Below are 23,059 nucleotides of genomic sequence, written 5' to 3'. Positions count from 1 at the left end.
CGTGGCGGAGTTGATGGTCCTTGGGGACTGGGAAGGGCCGGGCGAGAAACGTACGGCCGAGCACCTCGCCGCGGAGCTGCCGGCGAGTTGGGAGATCCTCGCGGGACGCAAGCTCCCCGGGAAGGACCGTGATGACGTCGACCTTCTGGTTGTCGGTGAGCAGCTGATCTTCCTTCTCGAGGAGAAGTCCTGGGGTCCGCGGATCGTTGCGGGCGACAACCGGTGGCAGGTCAAGGATCAGTACCGTCCGAACCCGCTGGACCGGGCGAACCACCTGGCGCGCGTGGTTGCTGGTTGGCTCCGGGACAAGGTCCCGCACTGGGCGGATGCCGTGAAGAAGCAGAAGCGTGTGGTCGCAGGTGTGGTGCTGAGCCACCCGAAGCTGCAGTTGCTCGCGACCAGGGAGCACGACTCCCGCGAGCTGGTCCTTCCGTTGTCGCAGGCGGCGGAGACGTTGATCAGTCTGGACAAGGCGGCCGCTGCCGGTCTGACAGCGGTTCGCGGCAGCGCCCTAACCGTGTTGCGAGGTCTGGGCCAGCGCGACCCACGGGTGCGGACCATCGGGCCGTACATCGTTGAGCAGGAACTCGCCCGCGTCGGCCGTGCCCGCTGCTTTCGTGCCCGGCAGGACGGCCAGGAGGTTTTGCTGCGGTGCTACCCGCTCTACGGTTGGGACGGGGATGACCCCGAGACCTTCATCCGCCGCGAAGAGCGGGCGATCCGCAGCCTTGCCACCCAGGGCCGAGCCTGGCAGACCCACCCGGTGTTCCGCGACGAGGACCACCAATGGCTCGTCGTCGCGGTTGTCCCACCATTGGACGCTCGGAATCTGACCGCATCACTCCTCGAGCAGGACCCGGCCCGACCGCTCTCGGTCGATTTGGCGCGGGAAGTGGTCCGAGACGCCTTCCAAGCGCTGGCCGAGGTGCACGAGTCACAGATCCTTCACCGAGGGCTGCATCCCCGCCGGATCTGGCTCGGCCGCCAGATGCGGGTCTGCTTCAGCGACTTCTATTACGCCCGCATCAGTGGCCAGCAGAGCATCGCGCTGTTCGTCGACGAGGGCGACCTAGCGCAGCCTTATCGTGCTCCCGAGTGCGCCGATAGCCTGGTCATGGCGACCCCGGTATCCGACGTCTACTCGCTGGCCTTGGCGATGGGTGGTTGGCTGATCGGCGACATCGCCGAGACTCCGGATGCGGCTGTGATCGGTGAGCGGCTTCAAGATCACGACCAGCTCGGCCGGGTGCTCCTCGATTGCATGAGTTCGGATCCGAAACGACGTCTCACCGCGCAGCAGGTGGTTGACCGGTTACGGCAAGCGGATGCGTCCTCCCAGCCGCCACAGCCGGAGACGAACGAGTTCGCCGTCGGCGAGACGATCCAGGGGCGTTACGTGATCAAACGCCAGCTGGGTCGTGGCAGCTTCGCGACAACGTGGCAGGCCTGGGATGAGGACCGTCAGCAGCCGATGGTGCTGAAGGAGTTCCATCGCGCCGAGTCCGCGGCGCGAACCGAGTACGCGTTCGCTGACTTCGTCCGGCATGAGAATTGCGCGAAGGTCTACGACATCCAGCTCAAGAAGCTCCCGGGCTTTCTGGTGTTGGAGTACATCGCCGGCGATAACCTCCGGGAGCGATCCCGGCAGGCGCCGATCGACCTGACTCTGGCCCGTCGCATCGCCAAGCGGATCCTTGACGCGCTCAGCCATATCCATCGCCACAACCGGGTACACGCCGATGTGAGCCCCGGCAACATCATCATCAACCCGGACGATGAAGCGTTTCTGATCGACTTCGGTCTCGCGGCCGTCATCGGCAAGCAGGGCAGTGTTGGCACCCCGGCTGTGATGGCGCCGGAGGTTCTCGACGGGGCGCACGTTTCGGTGCAGAGCGACCTCTACTCCTTCGCGGCGAGCCTCGCCATCGCGATGCTGGGTCGTGCCCCCTATGTGGGTGATGCCGCAGACGGGCCGATGCGCGACAGCACGCCGGCCCCGGCTACCCAGAGCGAGCGGGAGCAGTGGGGACCGGAGGGCGCGGCTTTCCTCGACGCCCTCTTCCGGGCGCTGGAGCCGGATCCGGCGAAGCGGCCCGCCGACGCCGAGGAACTGGACCGGCTCCTCGAGATCGCGCAGCCGGATCCGGAGTCTCCTGGAGAGATTCGGACAAACGAGACCGTTGACCATCTGCGGTCCCTCTATCGCGGCAGCACTGGCGGCAACAGCGGAAACCGGGGCCTCGATGAGGCCTTCGCGAAGGAGACGTACGTTCCGACGCGGCTCGACTACGAGTTGATGCCCGCGATCCTCAAGGGCGATCTGCAGACTGTCTTGCTGACCGGCAACCCCGGCGACGGAAAGACGTCCTTCCTGGAGAAGGTTCGTGCCGAACTTCTCAAGAATGGCGGAACTGAGATCCGTGTCGATTCGTCAGGATGGCAAATCGATCGGGACAGCCGCTCCTACCACGCGGTCTATGACGCCAGCGAATCCCATGACGGCGCCTCCTCGGACGACCTTCTCCAAGCGGCTCTCGGTGACCCGGATGACTCCACGGGGCGAACTACACTCATCGCCGCCAACGACGGTCGGCTGCTCCAATTCTTCACCGACTTCGAGTATCCCTACGAGGAGATCGCTGAGCAGGTTCGCCGGCAGATCCACGAAGGAGCGCCCGCGACACCCCAGGTGACAGTCGTCGACCTCAAGCAACGAGCGCTCGCCAACTTGGAGCGAACCGGCCTCGCGGCCGACATCATCGACACTTTCGTCGATGACCAGCGCTGGGACATCTGTTCCTCGTGTACCTCACGGGATGTCTGCCCGATCCGGAAAAATGCGACCGCGCTGCGCACCGGTGCGCGCGAGGCCACCGTCGAACTGATCCTGATTAGCCACCTGCGACGGCGCCGGCGGGCGACATTCCGCGACGTACGGTCGGCGATCGCGTGGCTCATCACTGGGGATTTGACCTGTGCCAAGGTGCACGAGGCTAGAGCCAACGGTCTCGACCTCTCCCGTGACAGCCCTCGCTCGCTCGCGGATCTCGCCTTCGACCCCCACTGCGGCGACTATCTGGTGCGGGAGTGGACCGATATGGATCCCGCTCTGGTGGCGGCGCCCGACGTCGAGCGGGCCGCACGGATGGACCGCAACCTGATCTCGGATCCGGCCCGGTTCAACCCTCGTACGGCGGCAGCGGCGTTCCGCGGCCTTTACATGGGCACGTGGTCCACGAACGGTGCGGTCACGCGCGACCGAGTGCGGGCGTACCGATACCTTCCCGACTTCATCGAGATGCTCCGTGACGTGAACGACGACCGCCATCTCGAGCGCCTTCTGCTCGGTGCGAGCCGGCTGGTCGGAGCACCGCTTTACAGCCGGGATGGATTCGCGATCCGGGAGGGTGACCTGAGTAGCGGCTGGGCTGTCCTCAAGGCGATTCCGAAGGCGCACTTCACGCTCCATGCCGATGGCGGTAGCCGCGACTATGTCGAGTCGATCCCGGATCGGCTGACGCTCAAGCATGAGGCGGGGCCCAGCACCCCGCTCACCCTCGACTCCGTCGAACTGCTGTTGCGGGCGGCGGACGGCGAAATCCTCAACGACATCCACTCCGACGCGGTTCGGCAGGAACTCGACGGCTTCGCCGCTCAACTCCGCAGGCAGAGTGCGACCAAGGTTCAGATCATCGACCCGGCCGGGGCGACTGCTGCAGCGGTGCGGCAAGGCCAGCGAATCCACCTGGAACTCTCATGACTTTCGCGATTCCGAAAGAGCTCTCGGATCTCAACAGTGTCGCTTTCTGGCTCATGGTGCCCTGCGAGCTGAGCGATGTGGACATCGATCGCATGATGACGCCCATTCTCGAGATGGCCGTGAAGCAGGGTCGGAAGGCCACCATCAAGGCGGACAAGAACGGCTATCAGCACTATCTGGATGGATTAAGCAAGTCTGACGGCCTCGTCGGCTTCGCCAACAGCAGCGGCCGAGACTTCCTCGATGGCTGGTTGCGTACGTCGATCATGAAGATCGGCGCCAGCGAGAAGATGGACTACATGCAGCCGCTGACGATCGCCACTTACCGGTCCGGGTTGGTGACCCGAATCCGGAACAGGCAGGCGGACGATCTGGCGTACAAGAGCATGGTCGCCTCACTGGAGCGCGACCAGGTCGAGAACCCCACTGCTGAAATCAAGCAAATTTTCATGAATGTTTTTGGCCGAGGTGTCGAAGTCGGCCCTATGCCGTCGGCGACTCCCGGATACGACGGCCAGACTGAGATCGACATCAACAGTCTGCTGCAGCTCTTCCTCCTGGAGGAGTTCGAGGGAAGCCAGAAGATCGCGCCGAAGCGGGAGCGCAGCGACGACGGGTTCGCGGTGCCCGGAGCGATCCTGCCCATCGGCACGGACATCCTGCGGCTGTTGCGCTTCTTCGGTCCGAAGATGCCGCCGGCGGAGGCCATGTCGCTCCTTATCTCGATCCTGTCGCTCAGGCTGTTCCAGATGCCCCTGCGACTGGGTGCAGCTGCCCGGAAGATGCTGCACGGCGAGGTGAGCGAGGATGTCGAAAACGCGGATGCCGACAATCCGTTGGAGATTTTCTGCGACTTCACTCGAGAAAAGGGCGGGCCGTCCGACGAACTGTCCCGCCTCTGCATCCGGCGGGACCTGGACAACATGCGGTCGTTCTTCACCGATCGACTCCTGATCCGTTCGTTGCACGAGTCGATCGAACTGCTGGACGACGCCCCGACGTTGAGCTCGATGTCGCCGTCGGAGCAGCTGAAGAAGGCGTGCGCGTTGCGTAACGACCCTGAGATGCAACTGACCCTGCGCATGCATCTGAAGCGAATCGTCAACGCCTTGGACGATTCCGAGGCGGGTGACGAGGGACGCGCGTTGGTCAATGAGGTTCGTAGCTCCGGACTGAGCGCCGCTGACCAACTCGCGACCGTCCTGGTGGAAGGCCTACGTTCACGTGGCTTGAAGAACCAGATGCTCTGGTTCTACACCTCGGGTGGCATCAACAAGAGTTACGGCATCCTGTCCGGGGCGGTTCGCAGCCGTGCGTCCTGGCGGTACGCGCCAAGCGACGAGCTTCTGACGGCCCTCCTCGCGTTGTGCTTCGTCGAGGAGGACGGAAAGCGGACCAGGAGTCAACTTCCCATCGATGAGGTGCTGAAGCGACTCGAGCGCAGGTTCGGCATTCTCGTCGCGCGGCCCCCCAAGATGTTCGACGACCCGGATGGTCGTGCCGGCGCGGCAGCGAATCTCGACGCCTTTGTCCGAAAACTGCAGCTCCTCGGCTGTTTCCAGAGCCTTTCTGATGACTTCAGCGCCCAGTTTGTGAACCGTCCGCGGGAGGCAGTGGCATGAGCACCGATGACGCTAACCCGCTGGAAATGGCCGTCGCGGGTGTGCTTACCGCGAATCTGGCAGGTGTTCGTCGTGGACACTGCGCCAGGGTCGACGACGTCGATCTCAAAATGGCCTCTCAACTGGCCGACCTGTTGGTCAAGAGCCTGCCCATGGCCGACGTGCACGTTCTGGAGAAGAACCCGTCGGGAATCCACAGCATCGACTCAGACCGCGCGGTTGAGCTGCGTAACCGCAAGGAAAAGCCGCTGATTCTCCTGGTTCCGGCCGGTGAGGGGAACGCGGCCAGTTCGCTGGACAACTCGTTCGACCGCCTGCCGCTGGTGAGCCTTATGCAGCAAGCCGCGGCCAAGTTTGAGCGGGATTTGCGTAGGTCGGATGTCTCCCATGAGATCGTCCTGCTCCGCCAGTTGATCGCGAAACGGGCGGGAACCGCCGCCTGGTCGGAGTTCCTCGCGGCGATCAGCGAGGACCCGACTGAACAGGTTGTCGGGCGTGAGCTGTGGCGACTGGGATTGGTGCCGGACCACGGCACGGCGATCATCAGCCGGCTGGAGAGGAACAGCAAGGCCGCGAAGGCCATCGCGTTCGCGGTTCGGCCGAGCGCGTCCACCAGCGAGCGGCTGGTAGACGCGGGCGTCCGTGAATCGGACGAACGGTCCTTCCTTCGTGCGTTCCTCGAGACGGCTGGTGTGCCGCTGTCCAAGCCGAGCCTGTGGACCCGCAAACTCGCGACGGAACGCGACGGGTCGCTGACATTCGACAAGTGGCCGATGGCCGACGATGTCGCGTCCGATCTGACCGCGGTCAGCCTCGAACCGTTCTTGAAAGCTGATCAGAGCCTCGACAAGCAGAGCAAGCTTGAGAAGGGCGAGCACGGTCAGCTGATTTGCAAGGTTCCTCTTGACGCTCAGGGCGTGGTCGTCGTGAAGTGGACGACCTATCCGCCCAAGACCGACAGGGTGGAGAAGTGGCTTCTGGAGGTGGTGCCTCCCGAAGATCTGCGGAGCGAGGAGACTGCGCCGATCGGCACCGCCACGGTGGCCGGCAGTCGTCGACGTGCCACCATCAAGGTGAGCGCGACCGAGGATGACCTTGCCAACGGCAGCCAGTTCGTGGTGCACCTGAAGGGGTTGGACAAGGACGGCAACAACGTGCTCCTGTCCGATTATTCGCCCGCCGAGGTGGATAGCCAGGAGTTCGAGGTAGCCATCGTCGAGGGTCAGCCCGCTGATCCAGCGCGGACGGCATCCGCTCACTCGCTGCCCGAGGCAGTCGTGCGGGCCGCGCTCAGCGGCCTCGACGACCACACCGAGGATTCGGTGAGCTGGGACTACACGGGCCAGATCTTCGGTCTGCGGCTTGGTAGCCGGCGTGTGGTGCAGGTCCGGGTCTCCGAGCTTCTCGTCGCCGTGCAGAAGCGAGCGATCAATGACGCCGACATCTGTGGCGTTCTTTCCGCTCGTGCTCAGGTGGGCATGCCCCTGACCAGCGAAGATGTTCGGGCAATGCCGGTGGAGCTGCCCCGAACCCTCAGGGACAAGAGAGCCAAACTTCTTCGCGCGTTTGGGGAAGCCTTTCCCCGGGACACCGCGGAATCGGTGAGCTGGAGCCCTGACCTTCACAAACAGGTTGAGGAATACCTCGCCACCTACCGGCGGGCACTCGACGCCAATCCAGAGATGGGTTCGGCGCTGCTCCGAATGGAAACGCTCACCGTGCGAACCCGGGCCGCGACCGGTCCGGTCGTCGGTGTGGTGCTGCTTCCGCTTCACCCGTTGCGGCTCGCCTGGATCGCGGCGCATGACCGGCTGCTGCGGTCATGGGCGTCCGACCTGACCGAACTTCCGCGGTCGGCCCGCCCGGCGAGTGTCGACGTCGAGCTGATGCAACGGGTGACGCCTGCCAACTTGCCGTTCATGGTGTTGAGCGATGACGAGACACCCATGCTGTACGACTCCGAGCTGACCCACGGCAGCGCGCTGTACCTGCCCATCGACGAGGCTGCCCGAGAGGCAGCGGCCGACGCGATCTGCGAGGCGCTGCGGGTGAGCCGGGACGCGGGCCGTGTCCGAGCGACCTCCAGCCTGGTGCGCGAGCGAATCTCGGCGTTCCGGCGTGGCCATCCCGGTGGCGCGGCCCTGCGGTTGCTGGCGATCAACCCTGGCTCGGGCGATGTCGTCGCGGATGCGATCAGGCCGCTGGTAGTGCCCGACGAGGAGGATGATGCGATCGAGGGCGCTCGGCTCGAAGTGACGGCGTACACCGACCATGCCTCCTTCATCGAGCCGGTGAGCGCCGTACAAGAATTGCAACGTACGTTGCGGCTCGCCGCGCGTACCTCGCGGGCCAGCCATCTGTCGCCTCCGTTGTCGCTCTCTGTCCGATCGATGTCAGCGATCGCCTCGGATGAGGCCGGCGCCCACCTCGCCGTGGTCCAGAGCCTGCCCACCGCTCGTCGTGGCTACGCGGCGCAGCCGAGTGGTCGTACAGCATCCTTCCGGGACTTGTTGACGCCGACCACGACGCACCTCGTCGAGGGTGACGACGCCCGCCGGTGGCGTATCATGCCAGCGCTGAACACTCGGCAGGGCAACGAGCACGGTGACTTGTCCACCGTGCATCGCTCCCACCAGACGGCGCTCGCTCGTCACCTCGGTCTCGGATCCGGGACGCCCAACGTCGAAGTGACCGTCGATCAGGTGGACGCGGAGAGGCTGCGGCGTCTGCATCAGCGGGCCGACTGGATCCTCACCGTCGATCGTTTCCTCGGTATCAACCTGTATGAGCAGGCCCTGCAAACCGGCAGCCGCGACCAATACCTGCTGGACTACGCGCCGGACTTCATCGAGGGCATCGGGGATCGCCTGACCGTCACGACCGCTCACCGCGGCGAGGTGGCTGCGCTCCTGAGCAGCGCTATGAAGGAGATCGACCTGGCTCCGCTGGACGCCAGCGTCGGCGACCTGTTGCGTACGCTGTCGGTGGTTTCGGGCCGTCTCGCCCTGCGCCTGCTCGGCGAGGACAACCTCGCACGCGAAGCGGTCAGTCTCGGCGCGTTGATCATGCACCTGCAGAAGCGCGGTGAGCTCGACGGCGCCATCATCATCCCGGTCGACGCACACCCGGAGATCTTCGGCTCCGGCACCGGCAACGATCGCACCCGGCGATGCGACATGCTGCTAGTACGGGTGGGCCAGCGGTCCTTCCGCATCGAATGTGTCGAAGTCAAGGCACGGCGGGAGGCAGCGCTTCCGCAGGCCCTGGCTGACCGCATCGCTGAGCAATTGACCGACACGAGATCGCTGCTGACAACTCGGTTCTTCGCCACCGACCCGCCGCGCATCGACGGTGAGTTGCAGCGTGCTCGACTCACCAATCTGCTTCACTACTACGCCGACCGCGCGGCAGCACACCAGCTGATCGACAGGAGCCGCGTCGCCGACATCCACAAGTGGATCGATCGGATCGAAGAGCAGCTGGAGAATCCGGAGATCTCGCTACGCGGCTACGTCATCGCACTCGGCGGCGATGAAGGATTCCCGAGCCGCTACCAGGACATTCCGATGTCTGTCATCACCGCTCGGGAGCTTGGTGAGGTCGGCCTCAGCGCGGTGTTCGACGCGCCTTCGGATACCGAGAGATCCGCCGATGGGGGGCAGCCTCCCAAGCCCACATCGGACCCCGCTCCACGTCCGGCCGAGCCTCTTGCTCCGCGTGCTGCCGAACCTCCTGCTCCGCGTCCTGTCGAACCTCCTGCTCCGCGTCCTGTCGAACCCCCTGCGGAGCGCTCCGCGGAAGCCAGCGACCAACCTGTATCCGAGCCGGACGAGGTGAAGGTCGAGCCGGGTCGCCGGAACCTGTCTGATCCGGTCGAGGTGACACTCGGCGATGACGGGAACGGCGCCGCCGCGACCTGGCGAATCAGCACCAAGGGCAGCCCGCATGCCTTCATCGTCGGAATCCCGGGCCAGGGCAAGTCCGTCACCACGCGAAAGATCATTTCTGATTTCGCGGTCCAAGGGCTCCCGTCACTCGTGTTCGACTTCCACGGCGACATGGCCGCCAATCCTCCCGCCGGAGCGTCCGTCATCGACGCCTCGCGAGGCCTTCCCTTCAACCCGCTCGAGGTTCGGGCCGATATCGCTCGACCAGCCAACAACGCAGCCTGGGAGATCGCCGAGGTCATGACCTACGTGTGTGGGCTCGGGGAAATCCAGCGCAACCACGTCTACAAGGCGCTTCTGCAGTGCTACGACGCCCTGGGTTGGCGAGACAACGAGACCGGGACAGGACTGCCCCGACTCGCTGACTTCGGGACCGCGTTGGAAGCGGTGGAGGCGCAGGAACGCGGACGCAACGCGCGCGACCGTCTTCGGCCACTCACCGACTTCGGGCTCTTCCGCGACGACGCGGAAGAAGTCTTCGACCCTGCCGCATCAGGCGGAATGATTGTCGACGTCAGTGGTCTCGGGCTTGAGGAGGTCCAACTCGCGGCCGGCGCGTTCCTGCTGCGAAAGGTCTACCGCGACATGTTCAAGTGGCCCGAGGACACGGGCATGCGACTCGCGGTGGTGCTCGACGAGGCGCATCGCATGGCGAACGACGTCACGCTGCCGAAGCTGATGAAAGAGGGAAGAAAGTACGGCGTGTCGGTAGTCGTCGCGAGCCAGGGAGTGGACGACTTCCGTCGACAGGTCCTCGACAACGCCGGGACAAAGATAATTTTCCGTACGAACTATCCGAGCTCCAAGACCGTAGCGAACTATCTCCGCGGCCGCACCGGGCAGGACCTCAGCCAGCAGATCGAACAACTCGGCGTCGGTGAGGCATACGTTTCGACACCCGACCACGTCCAGGCCCGCAAGGTCTATATGAGGCGGGCCTGACCGCGGCGAGCGTCAGCGAGTCATGGCCGGCGTGTGGATGACGATCTCGTTGGTCATCCGGGAGGCAGCCTTGAATACGTCGGCCTCACTGACCTCCCTGCCGTGCACGTGCAGTTCGGCGTGCCGCTCCGACCGCTTGATCATCCCGAGCAGGTCGGAGACCGAGCCGGGGTGTTCGCGGCACAGTTTGACGGCGACCCGCAGGTGGCGGTCCGAGACTCCGGCGACGTACTCCTGCATGCCGGCCTCCCACGCCTGCGGGTAGACCAGGTAGCCGGCGGGCAGGCTGCCCGGCCCGCCGATCATCGCCAGGGTCTCCAGTCGCTTGATTTTGAGCGGCGCCGCCTTGAGACCGATGTACGTGACGCCCACGACCGCGACAACGGCAGCGATGCCGAGGGCGAGCAGCAGGTTGCCGGTGCCGGTCGCAACGATGAGCGCGAATGCGGTCAGCACCAGGGCGCCGGCGACCAGGATCGGGCTGCCGCCGCTGCCGGGCGCACTCCGCTGCGCCTCGTCGACGCACTTGCGGATGACACTGTTGAGCAGTTCGTCGTCCGGCTTCCACAGGTCAGCGCGTACCGGCACACCACGATCGGAGGGCGGGGTCATGGCAACGGTCCTTCCCGAATGCGGCCCGGCTCGACCGAGGATCTTTCCGGGATTGCCGCGAACATCGGCGGTGAATGCCCGCACTTGAGGAACGCGCCGAGTCAGGTGCGAACCGCTTTCAGCACGGCGATCGCCTCCGCGAAGGAGCGGAAATGTACGTCGGTCCGCACGGCGCGGTCAGCCAGGGTGAGCACCAGGCCGCGTACGCGCGACAGCCGATGCTCGATCTCCGCGACATTGTCAGGTCGTAGATCGAGACCGGCGATGAGGGGACGGGAGCCGGCGAGTTCGTCGAGGTCCTCGATCTGGAACTCGTTCTCGTACTCGGGGGACTGGTCGCGTAGGAAGGCCCAGGAGTCCTGGTACTCGGGAAGGACGTCCACCTGGTAGAAGGCTGCGTTGAGGTCTTCGGCGCCGTCCTGGGCGCTGAAGACCCAACCGGGATCGTCGTCGTGGGAGATCTCGATGCCGGCGTAGACGATCCCGATGCCGGCGTCGCGCAGAGCGGCGCGCACTGGATACTGGGGAACGGCGTTCGTTAGTCCTTGAATCAGACTCGCCCCGGCAAGCCTCGCGCGGTGCACCAGTTCCGCCGGGTCGGCGGTCAGATCGATGGCAACCGCAAATGTCGCGCCCCGAAGCGTCGCGCGGATTTCAGCTGCCTGGTCCGCCGTCACGGTCCGTTGATCGCTGAAGCGAGCATCCAGGTCGAGGTCGACACTGATAATGCCTACCCCGAGAGCTTCAAGGGCGCTGGCCTCCGCGGTGGACGCCACCCGATCCACCTTGATGAACTTATTCTTCATAGCGCACCACATTTCCGCCCAGTTGGTCCGCCCCCCGGAAGTCCTTGGGGATCACCCAGGTCTTGCCGGCAGTGCTGGTAGAGATTTTCCAGTACGGCGAACCCTCCGGTGTGTGCCGCCCTCCACCTGGATGGACCTGAATGTTCGTAATCTCCGGATGGCCGTGAATCCGCACCTGAATGGCGTTTCCAGATGTGCCTCTCTTGGTGCTCGGCTCGACGACAGCGGTGTATCCGGCGGCATTGAACCGATCGGCGATGTCCTGCGCTGACTGCCCCGCAAGCGACGTCGGATGACTGACGATGTTGTCCACGAATGCCCGCGGAGTGTTGTCTGCCGCCTGCGCCGCCTTGGGACCACCGTCTGGTTCTGCCGCGCCACCACTCGCGGTACCCCGGGCATCCTGGCTCGAGGGATGGGCCGGGTGCGAACCGGACAGACGGTCAGCCAGCATACGAAGCTGTCCGAGGGTCTTGCTGAGCAGGTCGACTTCGGGAAGGAGCCTTCGCATGCTGTCGAGCAGCGCTCGCAGGAAGTGCTGGATCTTGTTGACCCAGGTCGTCACCAGCCCGGCGACCTGGCCGACGACCGCCGGCGTGGCGAGCCCGAGCGTGAGTCCTTCCGCGGCGAGCCATTGCGGGAGGCGTACCGCAAGGGTGGCGACGAACTGAGCAGTCAGATCCCGGACCATGCCCCGGACCAGGCTGACCAGCAGGCCGGCACCCTCGACGGCATACGAGATGCCGCTCGCCGCGACAGAGATGCCTTGCAGCATGCTGAGGTGCTCGGCCGCGTGAGCGCGGTATGCGTCGCCCGACGCTCCGTACCATTCCGCCACCTCCACACGGAGCCGGTCGGCGAACTCGAGGCGCGCGGACTCGGTGAGTGCGGCGACGTTGGACCAGGCGGCAGCCTGGGCGGCGACCTCGGCAGGGTTGCCGGCCAGCCAGTCCAGGGCATCTTGCAGTGGCCGCACGTGCTCGATCAGCCAGGCGACACCCCAGGCGGCGAGCGTGCCGAGCGGATCGACCGCCAGGGCCAGCGTGTCGAGGGATGCACTGACACCCCCGAGCGCGGTATCCACCCAGTTCAGGCTGCGGATGCCGGTCACGATCTGGTGGGCGTCCTCCACGAGTCCGAGCCCTGTGAAGGTCGTGGTGGAGTCCATCGGGCGGACGGCCTCCCGTTGCGATTCGCACACCTGGACATCAAAGTGCATCGATCATAGAGGTCGATCGCACCGAGGGGCCCAGCTTCATGGGATTTCGCTATCGGAGGTGGGCCGGGAAGCTTGCTTTGGCCGCCCGGCCGACAAATGCGGTAAAGGTGGTATCCACCCCGGCTCCGACGAGGCCGCCGGCGATCGGGATGCCCTTGGCCAGGGTGAGAACCGACCGTTGCGTCCCATATTTCGCGAGGAGCATGAAACCCACCCGGGCGTTGATCTTTCGGATGACGGCGATCGGGATTGCTTTGATTGCCTGCGCGGTCAGCTTTGTCCCGATCTTGACGCCGACGCCCTGCAGCGTGCTCGCCAGCGTTCCGCCCGCCGTCGCCAAAGTGATGACGGTCTGCACGTGCGGATCCGCGATGTTGTAGCCGCGAAGATGGGCGATCGCGCCCACGAGCCGTGCGTTGATTACCAGCGCGCCGGCGACGTTTGCGGGGAGCGTCAGGGGCATGGTCACGAAACCGCCCAGGCCGGTGACGAACCCGTTCGTCGACGATGCGGCCATCGACTCCTTGACCAGCCGGTCGATCACCCGCTCGATTTCCTGTTCGCGCATTTCCGGGTCGACCTTGCCGAGGCGGGCCTCCGCGTACGGAATCGATCCGGTGATCGGGCCTAGGCCGTCCTGGGTGACCTTGACGACCATGTTCTGGAAGAAGCGGACCATCGCATGGGAATCGCTCTCGTCCTTGACGTCCATTTGTTCTCCGTTCAAAGGGTCAGAGGCTTTGCTGGCGGGCGACCTGCAAGCAGGCACGCAGGGTTTCTTCGGGTACGCGCAGCGCGGCGGCGAGCGTGCGGTCCGGGTCGACGCGCTCCCGGCCGGCGAGGTCGTCGTACAGATCGAGCAGTCCGCGGTGGAAGGCGTCACCGTCGGAGGGCAGGGCGGCCAGCCGGTCCTCGGTGTACTGCACGACCATGCTGCGGAAACCGCCGACGCCGAGGATCTCGTTGAACTCCGCGACCATCTCGCCCAGCCGCCGGTCAGCACGGCGCAGGATCGCGGAGTCGATGCCCTTCTCGGTCGTCTCGATGACCAGGCGCTGAGGTCCGACCGGGTAGACGTCGGTGTCGGCGTTGCTGAATTCGGCGATCACCCGCAGGTCGGCGTCGCGGCGTTCGAGGGTGGTCGTGTCGCTCATCAGTTCTCCCTGTTCAGGCGCGGTAGCCGGGGAGGATGGTGGCGTCGTAGACGATCTCGTGGCCGAGGTGGCGCAGTGCGGCCTCGATCTCGGCCTGCTCTTCGAGGGGAAGCCAGGTCGCCGGCTCGTAGTCCATCCCGTAGCCGCGATCGGGCCGGCCGAACTTGGCGAGAACGCTGGGCGGGGCCAGGTCAGCGGTGCGCAGCCGGGCCTCGGGGCGCCAGTAGACGTCGAGCTCGTCGTACCAGTCGAACGGGGTGTCGTCGGGCAGCGTGTGGAAAGGCGGGGCGCCGTCGAACTCCCGGTTGGCGAACCGCTTGCGCACCAGCGGCAGGGCGAGCGGCGAGCGGCGTACGTCTCCCAAGGTCTTCGCCTCGACCACTGCCTTGATGAGCGCGACATCGCGCTGGGCCACCTCGTACGGAATGACCTCGAGCGCAGCGAGTTCGTGCGGCTTCTTGCCGCGCTGGCGTGCTGGGGCGTCCGTGCCCACGAAGTACTTCACCTCGATCAGCCCTGACGCTCGATGCTGGTGACCTTGACGCTGATCTTGGTTTTGCTGGTTTTGGTGCTCACGCTGATCTCGTCCTGGTCGTAGCGGTCGCCGGTCAGCTCGAACGAATCGATGATCGGGCCGTCCTCGTCACCCTTCACCTCGTAGATGACCTCCCAGGTGTCGTCCGGCGAGAGCGTCGGTCCGTCGTACCCGACCTCGACCTTGACTTCGACGCTGCACCCGGCTGAGCCGAAGCACTGCTTCTTGATCACCTTCGGGGTGAGCGTGAGGTTCGCGGCCGAAAGTGTCGGCCCCGCAGTGGGGGTTGGCTCCACTGTGGGAGTCGGCACTTCCTGCTCCTGCTGCCAGGCGCTCAACGCCTGGGCGGCCGGCTGCTGCGGCTCGTCGGGCGCGGTGACCGCGAGCGTGGCCAGGATGGTCGCCGCGATCAGCACCAGCGCGGCGACGGCGCCGGCTGCGACAGGCCAGAGTCTCTTCTGCTTCGGCTCGGTCACTTGAGGTTCACCGTCACGCCGCCGGAGAAGATCGAGTCGTGCAGCTCGAGTGAGGTGAGCTTGGTGCCCTCCGGCACGTCGAAGACCAGCTTGCCCTTGGCCGAGTTGCCCGGGTTGATCTCCTCGAGCAGCAGTTGGCTCTCCCCGTTGGCGTAGATGGCGGCCGAGGAGTCCGGCGAGTACTCGACCTTCTTGGCGTCGAAGGCCTTCTGCGCCGAGTCAGTGAAGAGCTGCGCCTCCTTGCCGATGTTCTTCACCTTGATGTCGATCAGGCAGAACTCGCCCTGCGCCTTCTGGCCGAGCAGGTTCGTGCCGACCTTGTTCACGCGGCACTTCACCTTCGTGACGGTGAACTCGAACTTCCCGTCCCGAGCGGGGTCGTTGAGGCCGGGCGTCTTCTCCTTCTCTTCCTTCTCGGTCTTCTGCTCGGCGGGTGCGGCAGTGCCGGCCTCGGCCGGGGCGTTGGCGGCGGCGGTGTCCTCGCCTTCGCCGGCGCTGGCGCAGCCGATCAGCGTGAGGGCTACGGCGGCGCCGGCGAGCCAGGGCCACAGGCGCTTCTTGGCGGGCGTGATCTGGACACGCGTCATCAGAACCTCCGAACTGAGAATGGTGGTGTACACGGCACGAGCGTCCCGCAACCCCGACAATCAAAGCAGCATCAAAGAACTATGTCAACAGACATAGTCTTGGCTAGGTGTGTACACCACACCCTGTGTCAGCGAAGGCGCCGCGTGACGACGTTCGCATCGCCGGCGTCGCCACGAGCCGAACCGTTCGGCCGTGAGCACGATGCCGTCCGCTACGCAACGTGAGTTGATGAAGATGCCTGGGCGACGTTTCCGGCCGCGGTCATCCTGCCGTCGGCCAAAGACCTGCTGACGCTCGGCTGAGAGGAGAGAAGCACCCACTACAGTCGCATCCGTGAACCATGACGTTGTCGTCCGGCACCCCAGCTCTTCGAAGCGAGTGGTACCGCGTATTGGCGAAATCCTTATCCAGGACGGGGGCCAGTACCTTGTTAGGTGGGAGGACGACGGAACGGAGGAGGAGCTCACCCTGAGCGCAGCCGACGAGACGTTGTCTCGGCAGTCATTGCGCTATCAACACCTCATCGACCCGGAATCAGTCGACGCTGCATTCCAGTCGAATCCGGCAGCTGTCGTTCTTCGCGTGGTCGCGGAGAGCGGCGAGCCAATCAGTCAAAAGGCGATCAGGCGCGCCTTGTCCCGCCTTGGCGTGTCCGACTTCGACGTGGACAAATTCGTGCCCGATGCGTGGCACCGTCTGCTTCAGCATGACGCAATCAAAACCTTAGGATCGCCCGCGACGGAACGGATGAAGGTCGCGTGGATCGGTGGTGACCCGTCGCTGCAGCCCGTGCAAGGGACACTTGACGAGGCTGGGCGACCTGTCGAGGCACATCCCGAGACGACCGGGGGGAAGCCGGACCAGCGCGACGCGATCGACGAGCCCACCGCCCTCCCGGAGCTCGGAGGCTCGGCACTCGAGACGGCAGCGGAGCCCGGCGAGCAGCCAGGCGAATCTTCAACTCCGGTGCCCGCTGATCCGGCGCCGTCACCGGCAGCTCAATTTCCCGAGCAGCCCGACGGGGCGGCTCCGGAGCCGGCTGAGCCGACTGTCGAGACCCCGAACGTCGCGCCGTCGGACATGCCGGGCCTGCCTGACGACTTGGCACTCGACGCACTGCTAGCCGCCGCAGTGGGACAGATCGCTTCAACGGGAGGTAACACCTCTGAACAACGGGACGCCTTTGCGGAGCTGTTGCGCCGCTGCGCTGCGACCGAGGATGAGGTGACGCCAGCCCTGGTGTCTAACCTGGTCGAGGTAGCTTCTGCTGTTGCCGCAGGCGGACCGCGTTATGCCGACGTCATCGAGGCCACGCTTCGGCAGGTCGCAGCCCTCATCCTCCAGGCCAAGGACAAATCCGGGGACCTGGACCTCAGTTCGATGGCTGCCGTAGCTATCCGCCTGCCATTCACGCCCCATGGCGGTCGTGTCGCGCTGCTTCGGGCGATTGCTCAGGTGCAGCCTGGCGTCCTGGCAGCCGACCAGTGGTGGGTCGGTGTAACGCTGAAGGATCTGACCGCTGCGGCCCGCGGAGGGTTCGGGGGCGTCACCTCGCTGCAAGACGTTGCCGAGCAGATTGTGCGTCCTCTCGTCCTCCAAGAACTGGCGAGGGCGAACACCGTTGCGCGGCTGGGCGCAGTATTCGGCCTACCGGGTGAGTTCGTTTCCCTGATCCCGCCCAGGTCGGTGGCCGCGGCGCTGCGGCGGATCGCGGGCGACAACCCCGCTGTAGCGGGTTGGCTGAAAGTCCTTGCTGGTGCCGAGGAGTCCGAACGGCAAAATCAGGAATTGCAGCGGGCCCGCAAGGAAGTCGCCCAAGCCGAAGCGCTGGTACAGCAGGCCGAGCGCCAATCGGCGGAATTGGCCGAACGCTGTCGCCGCCTCGAAGAGATGGTGCGCAGCGACCACACGCAGGCAGTGCAGTTGCGTTCGGCGCAGGACCGGCAGATCCGCATCGATGGTGTTCGGTCACTCGCGGAACTCGCCGCCGAAGTGGAAGAGTTGGCGGCGGAGAACGCCGCCTCAAAAATGCTCGTCGATCGGGTACGTGCGCTCGTTGCCGTGCACGATCTGGAACCCCTGGGGAAAACCGGCGAGGAATCACCGTTCGACCCATCCACTCACGATCCAATCGGTGATTTACCCGAGCCGGGAGTGCCGGTTACGGTGATCCGACCTGGCTACAGGTGGCGACCGAGCGGTGAAGACATTCTGCTCGACAAGGCGCTGGTGACGATCGTGTAGGGAGCGGTTCATGGGGGTTCACGGGCATGCCGTCGGAGTGGATTTCGGGACGTCGACCTCGTTGGTCGCTGCTCGCGCCGGACGGCTGCCGGTGGAGGTCGTGCCCTTGGGGCGGACGACCCGGTCATTCCCTTCCATCGCTGGCTTCCGGGGCGAGCAGCTGTTAGTCGGCGAGGACACCGACGATCTGTCAGGTGATGCGGTGATCCGGTCCGCGAAGCGCGCCATCACACAGAACCTGGAGACGTTGTCGGTCGCCGGCCGCCGTATACCAGCCGACGAGGTGATCACCGCGCTGCTGGCGGAGATCGGGCGACGCGCTGAAGCGGTGGACCAGCCACTCAGCATGGCGCGCGATCTTCGGCTGGGATGCCCGGCGATGTGGGACGGCGCGCAGCGGCAGCGGCTCCTGGGACTCGCGGAGAAGGCCGGATTCCCCATCGACGAGACGACGCTGGTCGACGAGCCGATCGCTGCGGGTATTGCCTGGGTGATGAATCGCTCGCTGTTCTACGGGGAGCGGCTCGAGGGCCGCCTGCTGGTGTTCGATATGGGCGGAGGAACCCTGGACATCGCAGTGCTCGACGTGCTCAGCGACGGTCCGGGAACGGAACCAGAGATCTCCGTTCTCTCTGCGCTCGGCGCCGAGTTGGCCGGAGACAAGCTCGATCAGGCGATCGCGGGGGACCTCACCAGCGATCTGGCAGCTCAGGGGCACAGTTCAAGCAGTGCCCGGCGTCCCGAACTGTTCACCGCATTGGTGCTTCGGGCCGCTCGAGACGCCAAGATCGCGTTGTCGCAGCGGGCCGAGCATCGGATCATGCTGCCGTCCCGTCAGCTCGGACAGCTGCCGATGCTCACCTATACCCGGGAGAAGCTGGAGGAGGCGTTTCGTCCCCAGATGGACATCGCGGAAGCGTTGGTGTGGGCCGCGCTGCGCGCCTCGCGCTTGACAGTGCGCGACAATCGGAGCGCTGCCGACCTGCGCGTGCTCACCCCGGAGGCGCTCCGTGGGGACGTCGACTATGTCCTTCTCGCCGGCGGGATGAGTCGCATCCCGTACGTGGAACGACGGCTCGGCGCCCTCTTCCCTGGTGCCCAAGTCTTCGATAACGCCGGCGTACAGCCCGACGAGGCGATTGTGGCAGGTCTGGCAGACACCATCAGTTATCGCAGGCTGAACCTGCACCGGCCAGGATTCGACTTCATCATCGAGTGGGAGGAGGGCGGTCAGCTTCGGCAGGAGATCCTTTACCCTGCGCACACGCCGTTCTACTCGCCGCAGCAGGTCCTGAGTGGTCAATCCGACCTGGGATTTGCCCGGCATGATCGTGACTTCCCCGGACCGCGGTCAGGCTCGGGCCGACTGCGAGTGCGGTCGACATCGGGCGAGTATCTCGGCTTGGCTGTTGACAACCAGACCATGGACGGCCTGGTCGTGCGGTTCGGCAACCGGATGGACTTCAAGCTTTACTGTGACGGCCGGATCCTCATCCGCGACGGATCAGGGCGCGCCCTGCACATGAGGGTCGACCGGTGGCCGGTGATCCGAGGGCGCGACAGTGGACGGCTGCAGTTGCGCAGCGCGGTGGATCGGGAGCCGATCGTTCCTACCGGCTGGTATATGGATAAGGAGTACGCGCCTCCGATTCGATGAGGGCTACCGCCACGGCGGTCAGACCGATGTCGAGTTCCTTTCGCGCGCCCAGCTCAAGCCGGATGTCGGCCCTGCGCGCGCGAAGATTCCGCAACCGCGACTCGTGAAGCCGCAGGATGTTCGCCTTCCGCCCGTCGGCACGAAGCTGGCGCAGCAACGCGGCCGTCTTGTCTATCTGCAGGTCCAGCGACGCTTCACGTGCCTGAATCCGGCCTTCTACCAGAGCGGCATTATCCTGCCGGCGGACGTTTTCGACCGCGAGGTGCCGCTGGGCAAGATGGTCTTTTGCGAGGTTCCACAGCCGCATCAAGTTTGTTGGCGTTTGCTGCATCCCGTCGGAGAGCTGCCCGTCGGCCAGGGCGGTCAACACCTGATCGCCGATATTGTCGTCCGCCCTGTACGTGTCGAGGTCGATGGCTGTTGCCCACAACTCCAGGGAAGGTCGCAACCCGGTGGTACTGGCAAGATCGAAGGTGACAAGGTAGCGGCGGCCTGCAGGTAGGCCAGGAACCGCCAGTACACCGAACCGTGGAAGTGCCAGGTTCTCGCCTTCGAGCACTTCAAGGGCGAGTTTGACCAGGGGATGTCGAGCTGACAACAGTTCGGCGTCGGAACGGCTTGCGACCTCCGTGCGGACGGTGCAGTTCAGCCGCTCACCGTTCTGCAGCAAAGCGGCTAGTTTCGAGCGGGACCAGCGGCTACCGCCTTCTGGCACACGGCTTGACCGCAGCCGCTCGGCGAGCTTTGGCGTGCCGATGACGGTGAACACACCATCGGGGTCCGGGCTGCCGAGGCGACCGCCGTACCGTTTGACGAGTTCGTCCATTAGACGTCGGATCTCGGCGGTGCCGATGAAACGGCCGTTGCCGGGGCCGTGCTCGGTCATACCGTCGACGATGAGACCGTCGAGCCCGGACAACTGGGCCTGTGCGGACCGGAGCTTTTCGATCTCATGGGAGCGCTGTTCGATCGCCACGGCGACCCGGTCGATCTCGCGCCGTTGCTCGTCCGGTTGCAGGCGCGGATTTAGGACATTCTTCGTGATTTCCGCGAGCTCGCTCCGCAGGATCGGCTCAAGTTCGCCGATCGAGTTCCGGAAGACGCCGATCCGGTCGTACAGCCTTTGGAAAATGTCGGTTTCGATGGTTCCAGGAACGTGGACGTTGTAAATGAAGATCTTCTCGTGTTTTTGTCCGAACCGGTCCAGTCGACCGATGCGCTGTTCTACCCGCATGGGGTTCCACGGCAGGTCGTAGTTGACCAGCACGTTGCAAAACTCGAAGTCCAAGCCTTCACTGCCGACTTCGCTCAGGAGGAGCATGTCGAAGTCACCGGCCCGGAACTCCCGCATGATGACCTCGCGTTCGGCCGGATTGGTTCCGCCGTGCATCACCCGTACGGTGAATTCGCTGGAAAGCCGGCTCTCCAGATACGCCAGGGTTCGGCGGAAGAACGAGAAGATCATCACCTGGCGCATACCTTGCCCGCGTAGCCGAAGCAGCTCGGCAAGGACCTGCTCGTACTTGGTGTCGACCGGTATGGGTGCCGTCAACGAGGAGGCACGCGGCAACCCGGAAAGGTCCGCCTCGCCTTCCTCGTCGAAATCCTCCACCTCGCTGTCGGCCGCCTCACTGAGGAAGGCGCTCGGATGGCGCTCGCTCATCAACTGCTGTGACGCCGGAATGCAGCTCGCCGCCTGGCGTAACGGCATCTGCGTGGCGAAACCCGGTGGCACGTTCATCTCCAACGCGCGGCTCATGTACCAGGCCTTGACGGATTCGTAGTACGCCCGCTCTTGATCCGTCCACGGCACGTCGATGCGGCACGGCACCCGGATAGCCTTATCGTCGGGCACCTCGGCCTTGCGGGTACGGGTGAGGACGCCGCTCAGCACGTTGAGTTCGGCCAGTAGCCGCCGGGCCCTAGCGACCTCGTCGTGGCGCAATGGCCGGCCGACGTCGAGTAGCGTGCATAATGCTTTGTAGTCGGGCCGGCCGGTGACCATGGTCCCGAATTGCTTTGCCCGTAGCTCCCTCAAGCGGGTCAGGAGCTTGCGCGGCTTCTCGCGGCCGCCGTCCACCAATGCTCCGGCGACCTCGTTGAGGATCCGGTTGGGTTCCAGCTGCGCGTCGAACACCCCCCGATCGCCAAACTGGCCCTCATCCAGCAGGTTGATGAGATTGAACAAATCGTCGTTGCCGAGGTTGAGTGGCGTCGCGGATAGGAAGATCAGGAAGTCGGTCCAGTCGGCGAGCAGTCGCCCCAATGCATTCGACTTGCTTTCCCGGTTACGCAGATAGTGCGCCTCATCCACGATCACCAGGTCAAACCTCGGGTGTAGCTCCGCCAACTGCTCCAGAACCTTGTCGGCGCCGCGCAGCGCTTCGAGTGAGATGACGCCATGCAGTTTCGGGTCTTCGCCGCGACGTAGACGGTCAGCGAAGTCAGATAGGTCGGCAGGGCGAATGATCTTGAGCTGGCGGTCGAAGCGCCGCTCCATCTCCATCTTCCACTTCAGAGACAGCACCGCTGGGGCGACGCAGAGGACCCGGTCAAGCCTGTGTCGCTGTTCGAGTTCGCTCCAGATCAAGCCGGCTTCGATGGTCTTACCCAGACCGACCTCGTCGGCGATCAGCAGCCGCCCGGTGGAGCCGGTGAGAACCTTGAGGACTGGCTTGAACTGGTAGGCGCGAAACACGGTTTTGCTGGAACCGAACGAATACAGCGTGTCAGTCAGCGCATTTCGCAACTTCGTCCAGGTCAACGTCAGTGCCAAATGGGAAGCCCTGGCCGGCTGCTGCGACAACCAGAACGCCGGGTCCTTCGGATCACCCTCGACCAGCACCAGACTGCCCTCGTTGTACGTCTTCACCTCGCCCTGCATGTCGACGTCGTACTGATAGTGCTCCGCCGTAAGGCGGAATCCTCTGACGCGCCCGATCACGCCACCGCCGCGGGACTGGACCATGTCACCCTGGCGGAATCTCGCGCTGCCCGCGAAGGGATCTGCTCGACTCCAGTCACTGTCGAAGTGCTCCGGGGCGAATGTGAGGTCGCAGTCCTCGATGCTGCGGTCGCGTCCGGCATGCGCGGGCGCCGCCGGCCGTCCCATAGACATGATCAGGCTTTGCCAAATGCCACGGCGCTGGAAGGCGTAGGCGCCGTTGTGCAACTCGCGACTCGCGATACGACTGGTCGTGACGCGTACGTCACCAGCAACGGCTTGAATCGAGTCGCGATCCTCGTCCGGAACCTCGCCCAGAACCAGGCATTCGACCACACCCAGATCTTTCAACCAGCCGTAGCCTGAGCTGGGAGGCTCATACCGCCGGTTTTCGGTCATGGTTCTACCTCCGGCGTGGCTCGAGACCTGGAACAGTGGCCGTGATGGTACCGACGGCAACTAATTCACCGGCGGTGGTGCCACTCCGCCTTCCGGCTGATGTGAAGGTGACCGGGGCGCGGATCTTCGCGGTCGTCAAGCTGATGCGCTCCAC

At 64.9% G+C, this 23,059-nt stretch carries 14 protein-coding genes; 5 read left to right on the top strand and 9 right to left on the bottom strand.

Features of this window, described 5'->3' with window-relative positions; translation table 11 throughout:
• The first annotated feature begins 1 nt into the window (after position 1).
• The 3 genes from OHA21_RS27145 to OHA21_RS27135 are packed head-to-tail and all read left to right on the top strand — an operon-like array spanning position 2 to position 10,271.
• Entirely contained in the window at positions 2 to 3,760 is a 3,759-nt protein-coding gene (locus OHA21_RS27145) for a protein kinase domain-containing protein (RefSeq protein WP_328459459.1), read from the top strand.
• The gene (gene mads7 / locus OHA21_RS27140) at positions 3,757 to 5,382 is read left to right on the top strand and encodes a methylation-associated defense system protein MAD7 (RefSeq protein ID WP_328459456.1); all 1,626 of its coding nucleotides are present in this window, start codon (positions 3,757 to 3,759) and stop codon (positions 5,380 to 5,382) included. Before OHA21_RS27145 ends, mads7 begins: the two co-directional genes overlap by 4 nt.
• The gene (locus OHA21_RS27135; RefSeq protein WP_328459454.1) at positions 5,379 to 10,271 is read left to right on the top strand and encodes an ATP-binding protein; all 4,893 of its coding nucleotides are present in this window, start codon (positions 5,379 to 5,381) and stop codon (positions 10,269 to 10,271) included. Before mads7 ends, OHA21_RS27135 begins: the two co-directional genes overlap by 4 nt.
• A 12-nt stretch (positions 10,272 to 10,283) precedes the next feature.
• Here the strand turns inward: OHA21_RS27135 and OHA21_RS27130 are convergent, their stop codons facing one another.
• From OHA21_RS27130 to OHA21_RS27095, 8 genes are all read right to left on the bottom strand, one after another.
• Positions 10,284 to 10,883: a hypothetical protein gene (locus OHA21_RS27130; RefSeq protein ID WP_328459452.1), complete on the bottom strand. Its 600-nt coding sequence runs from the start codon at positions 10,881 to 10,883 to the stop codon at positions 10,284 to 10,286.
• A gap of 101 nt (positions 10,884 to 10,984) precedes the next feature.
• The gene (locus tag OHA21_RS27125; RefSeq protein WP_328459450.1) at positions 10,985 to 11,689 is read right to left on the bottom strand and encodes a hypothetical protein; all 705 of its coding nucleotides are present in this window, start codon (positions 11,687 to 11,689) and stop codon (positions 10,985 to 10,987) included.
• Entirely contained in the window at positions 11,679 to 12,857 is a 1,179-nt protein-coding gene (locus OHA21_RS27120) for a hypothetical protein (RefSeq protein WP_328459448.1), read from the bottom strand. The genes OHA21_RS27125 and OHA21_RS27120 overlap by 11 nt, the downstream gene beginning before the upstream one ends.
• Before the next feature lie 100 nt (positions 12,858 to 12,957).
• Positions 12,958 to 13,620 (bottom strand): EcsC family protein, encoded by a 663-nt coding sequence (locus OHA21_RS27115; protein WP_328459446.1) that lies wholly within the window; start codon positions 13,618 to 13,620, stop codon positions 12,958 to 12,960.
• Between the two features lie 19 nt (positions 13,621 to 13,639).
• A complete protein-coding gene (locus OHA21_RS27110; protein ID WP_328459444.1) occupies positions 13,640 to 14,062 on the bottom strand; it encodes a hypothetical protein in 423 nt (140 codons plus the stop codon).
• A 13-nt stretch (positions 14,063 to 14,075) separates the two neighbouring features.
• Positions 14,076 to 14,567 (bottom strand): hypothetical protein, encoded by a 492-nt coding sequence (locus tag OHA21_RS27105; RefSeq protein ID WP_328459442.1) that lies wholly within the window; start codon positions 14,565 to 14,567, stop codon positions 14,076 to 14,078.
• Positions 14,568 to 14,572: 5 nt separating this feature from the next.
• Positions 14,573 to 15,073 carry a hypothetical protein gene (locus OHA21_RS27100; RefSeq protein ID WP_328459440.1) on the bottom strand — a complete coding sequence of 167 codons (501 nt, stop codon included), beginning with the start codon at positions 15,071 to 15,073 and terminating at the stop codon, positions 14,573 to 14,575.
• Positions 15,070 to 15,660 (bottom strand): DUF4352 domain-containing protein, encoded by a 591-nt coding sequence (locus OHA21_RS27095; RefSeq protein WP_328459438.1) that lies wholly within the window; start codon positions 15,658 to 15,660, stop codon positions 15,070 to 15,072. The genes OHA21_RS27100 and OHA21_RS27095 overlap by 4 nt, the downstream gene beginning before the upstream one ends.
• Before the next feature lie 334 nt (positions 15,661 to 15,994).
• Between OHA21_RS27095 and OHA21_RS27090 the strand changes: the two genes are divergently transcribed.
• Entirely contained in the window at positions 15,995 to 17,905 is a 1,911-nt protein-coding gene (locus OHA21_RS27090; RefSeq protein WP_328459436.1) for a hypothetical protein, read from the top strand.
• A 10-nt stretch (positions 17,906 to 17,915) separates the two neighbouring features.
• Positions 17,916 to 19,562: an Hsp70 family protein gene (locus OHA21_RS27085; protein WP_328459434.1), complete on the top strand. Its 1,647-nt coding sequence runs from the start codon at positions 17,916 to 17,918 to the stop codon at positions 19,560 to 19,562.
• Here OHA21_RS27085 and OHA21_RS27080 read toward each other — a convergent pair.
• Positions 19,516 to 22,905 carry a helicase-related protein gene (locus OHA21_RS27080; protein WP_328459432.1) on the bottom strand — a complete coding sequence of 1,130 codons (3,390 nt, stop codon included), beginning with the start codon at positions 22,903 to 22,905 and terminating at the stop codon, positions 19,516 to 19,518. The genes OHA21_RS27085 and OHA21_RS27080 overlap by 47 nt on opposite strands.
• Positions 22,906 to 23,059 lie beyond the last annotated feature (154 nt).

The sequence above is a fragment of the Actinoplanes sp. NBC_00393 genome, from assembly GCF_036053395.1.
Classification (GTDB): Bacteria; Actinomycetota; Actinomycetes; order Mycobacteriales; family Micromonosporaceae; genus Actinoplanes.
The sequence above is the reverse complement of the archived record's forward strand: the minus strand, read 5'-3'. Positions and strand labels throughout refer to the sequence as shown.

Excerpts from the sequence above, each read along its gene's own strand:
- mads7 (WP_328459456.1), top strand. The coding sequence starts at position 3,757 with ATGACTTTCGCGATTCCGAAAGAGCTCTCGGATCTCAACAGTGTCGCT.
- OHA21_RS27135 (WP_328459454.1), top strand. The coding sequence starts at position 5,379 with ATGAGCACCGATGACGCTAACCCGCTGGAAATGGCCGTCGCGGGTGTG.
- OHA21_RS27130 (WP_328459452.1), bottom strand. The coding sequence starts at position 10,883 with ATGACCCCGCCCTCCGATCGTGGTGTGCCGGTACGCGCTGACCTGTGG.
- OHA21_RS27125 (WP_328459450.1), bottom strand. The coding sequence starts at position 11,689 with ATGAAGAATAAGTTCATCAAGGTGGATCGGGTGGCGTCCACCGCGGAG.
- OHA21_RS27120 (WP_328459448.1), bottom strand. The coding sequence starts at position 12,857 with ATGGACTCCACCACGACCTTCACAGGGCTCGGACTCGTGGAGGACGCC.
- OHA21_RS27115 (WP_328459446.1), bottom strand. The coding sequence starts at position 13,620 with ATGGACGTCAAGGACGAGAGCGATTCCCATGCGATGGTCCGCTTCTTC.
- OHA21_RS27110 (WP_328459444.1), bottom strand. The coding sequence starts at position 14,062 with ATGAGCGACACGACCACCCTCGAACGCCGCGACGCCGACCTGCGGGTG.
- OHA21_RS27095 (WP_328459438.1), bottom strand. The coding sequence starts at position 15,660 with ATGACGCGTGTCCAGATCACGCCCGCCAAGAAGCGCCTGTGGCCCTGG.
- OHA21_RS27085 (WP_328459434.1), top strand. The coding sequence starts at position 17,916 with ATGGGGGTTCACGGGCATGCCGTCGGAGTGGATTTCGGGACGTCGACC.
- OHA21_RS27080 (WP_328459432.1), bottom strand. The coding sequence starts at position 22,905 with ATGACCGAAAACCGGCGGTATGAGCCTCCCAGCTCAGGCTACGGCTGG.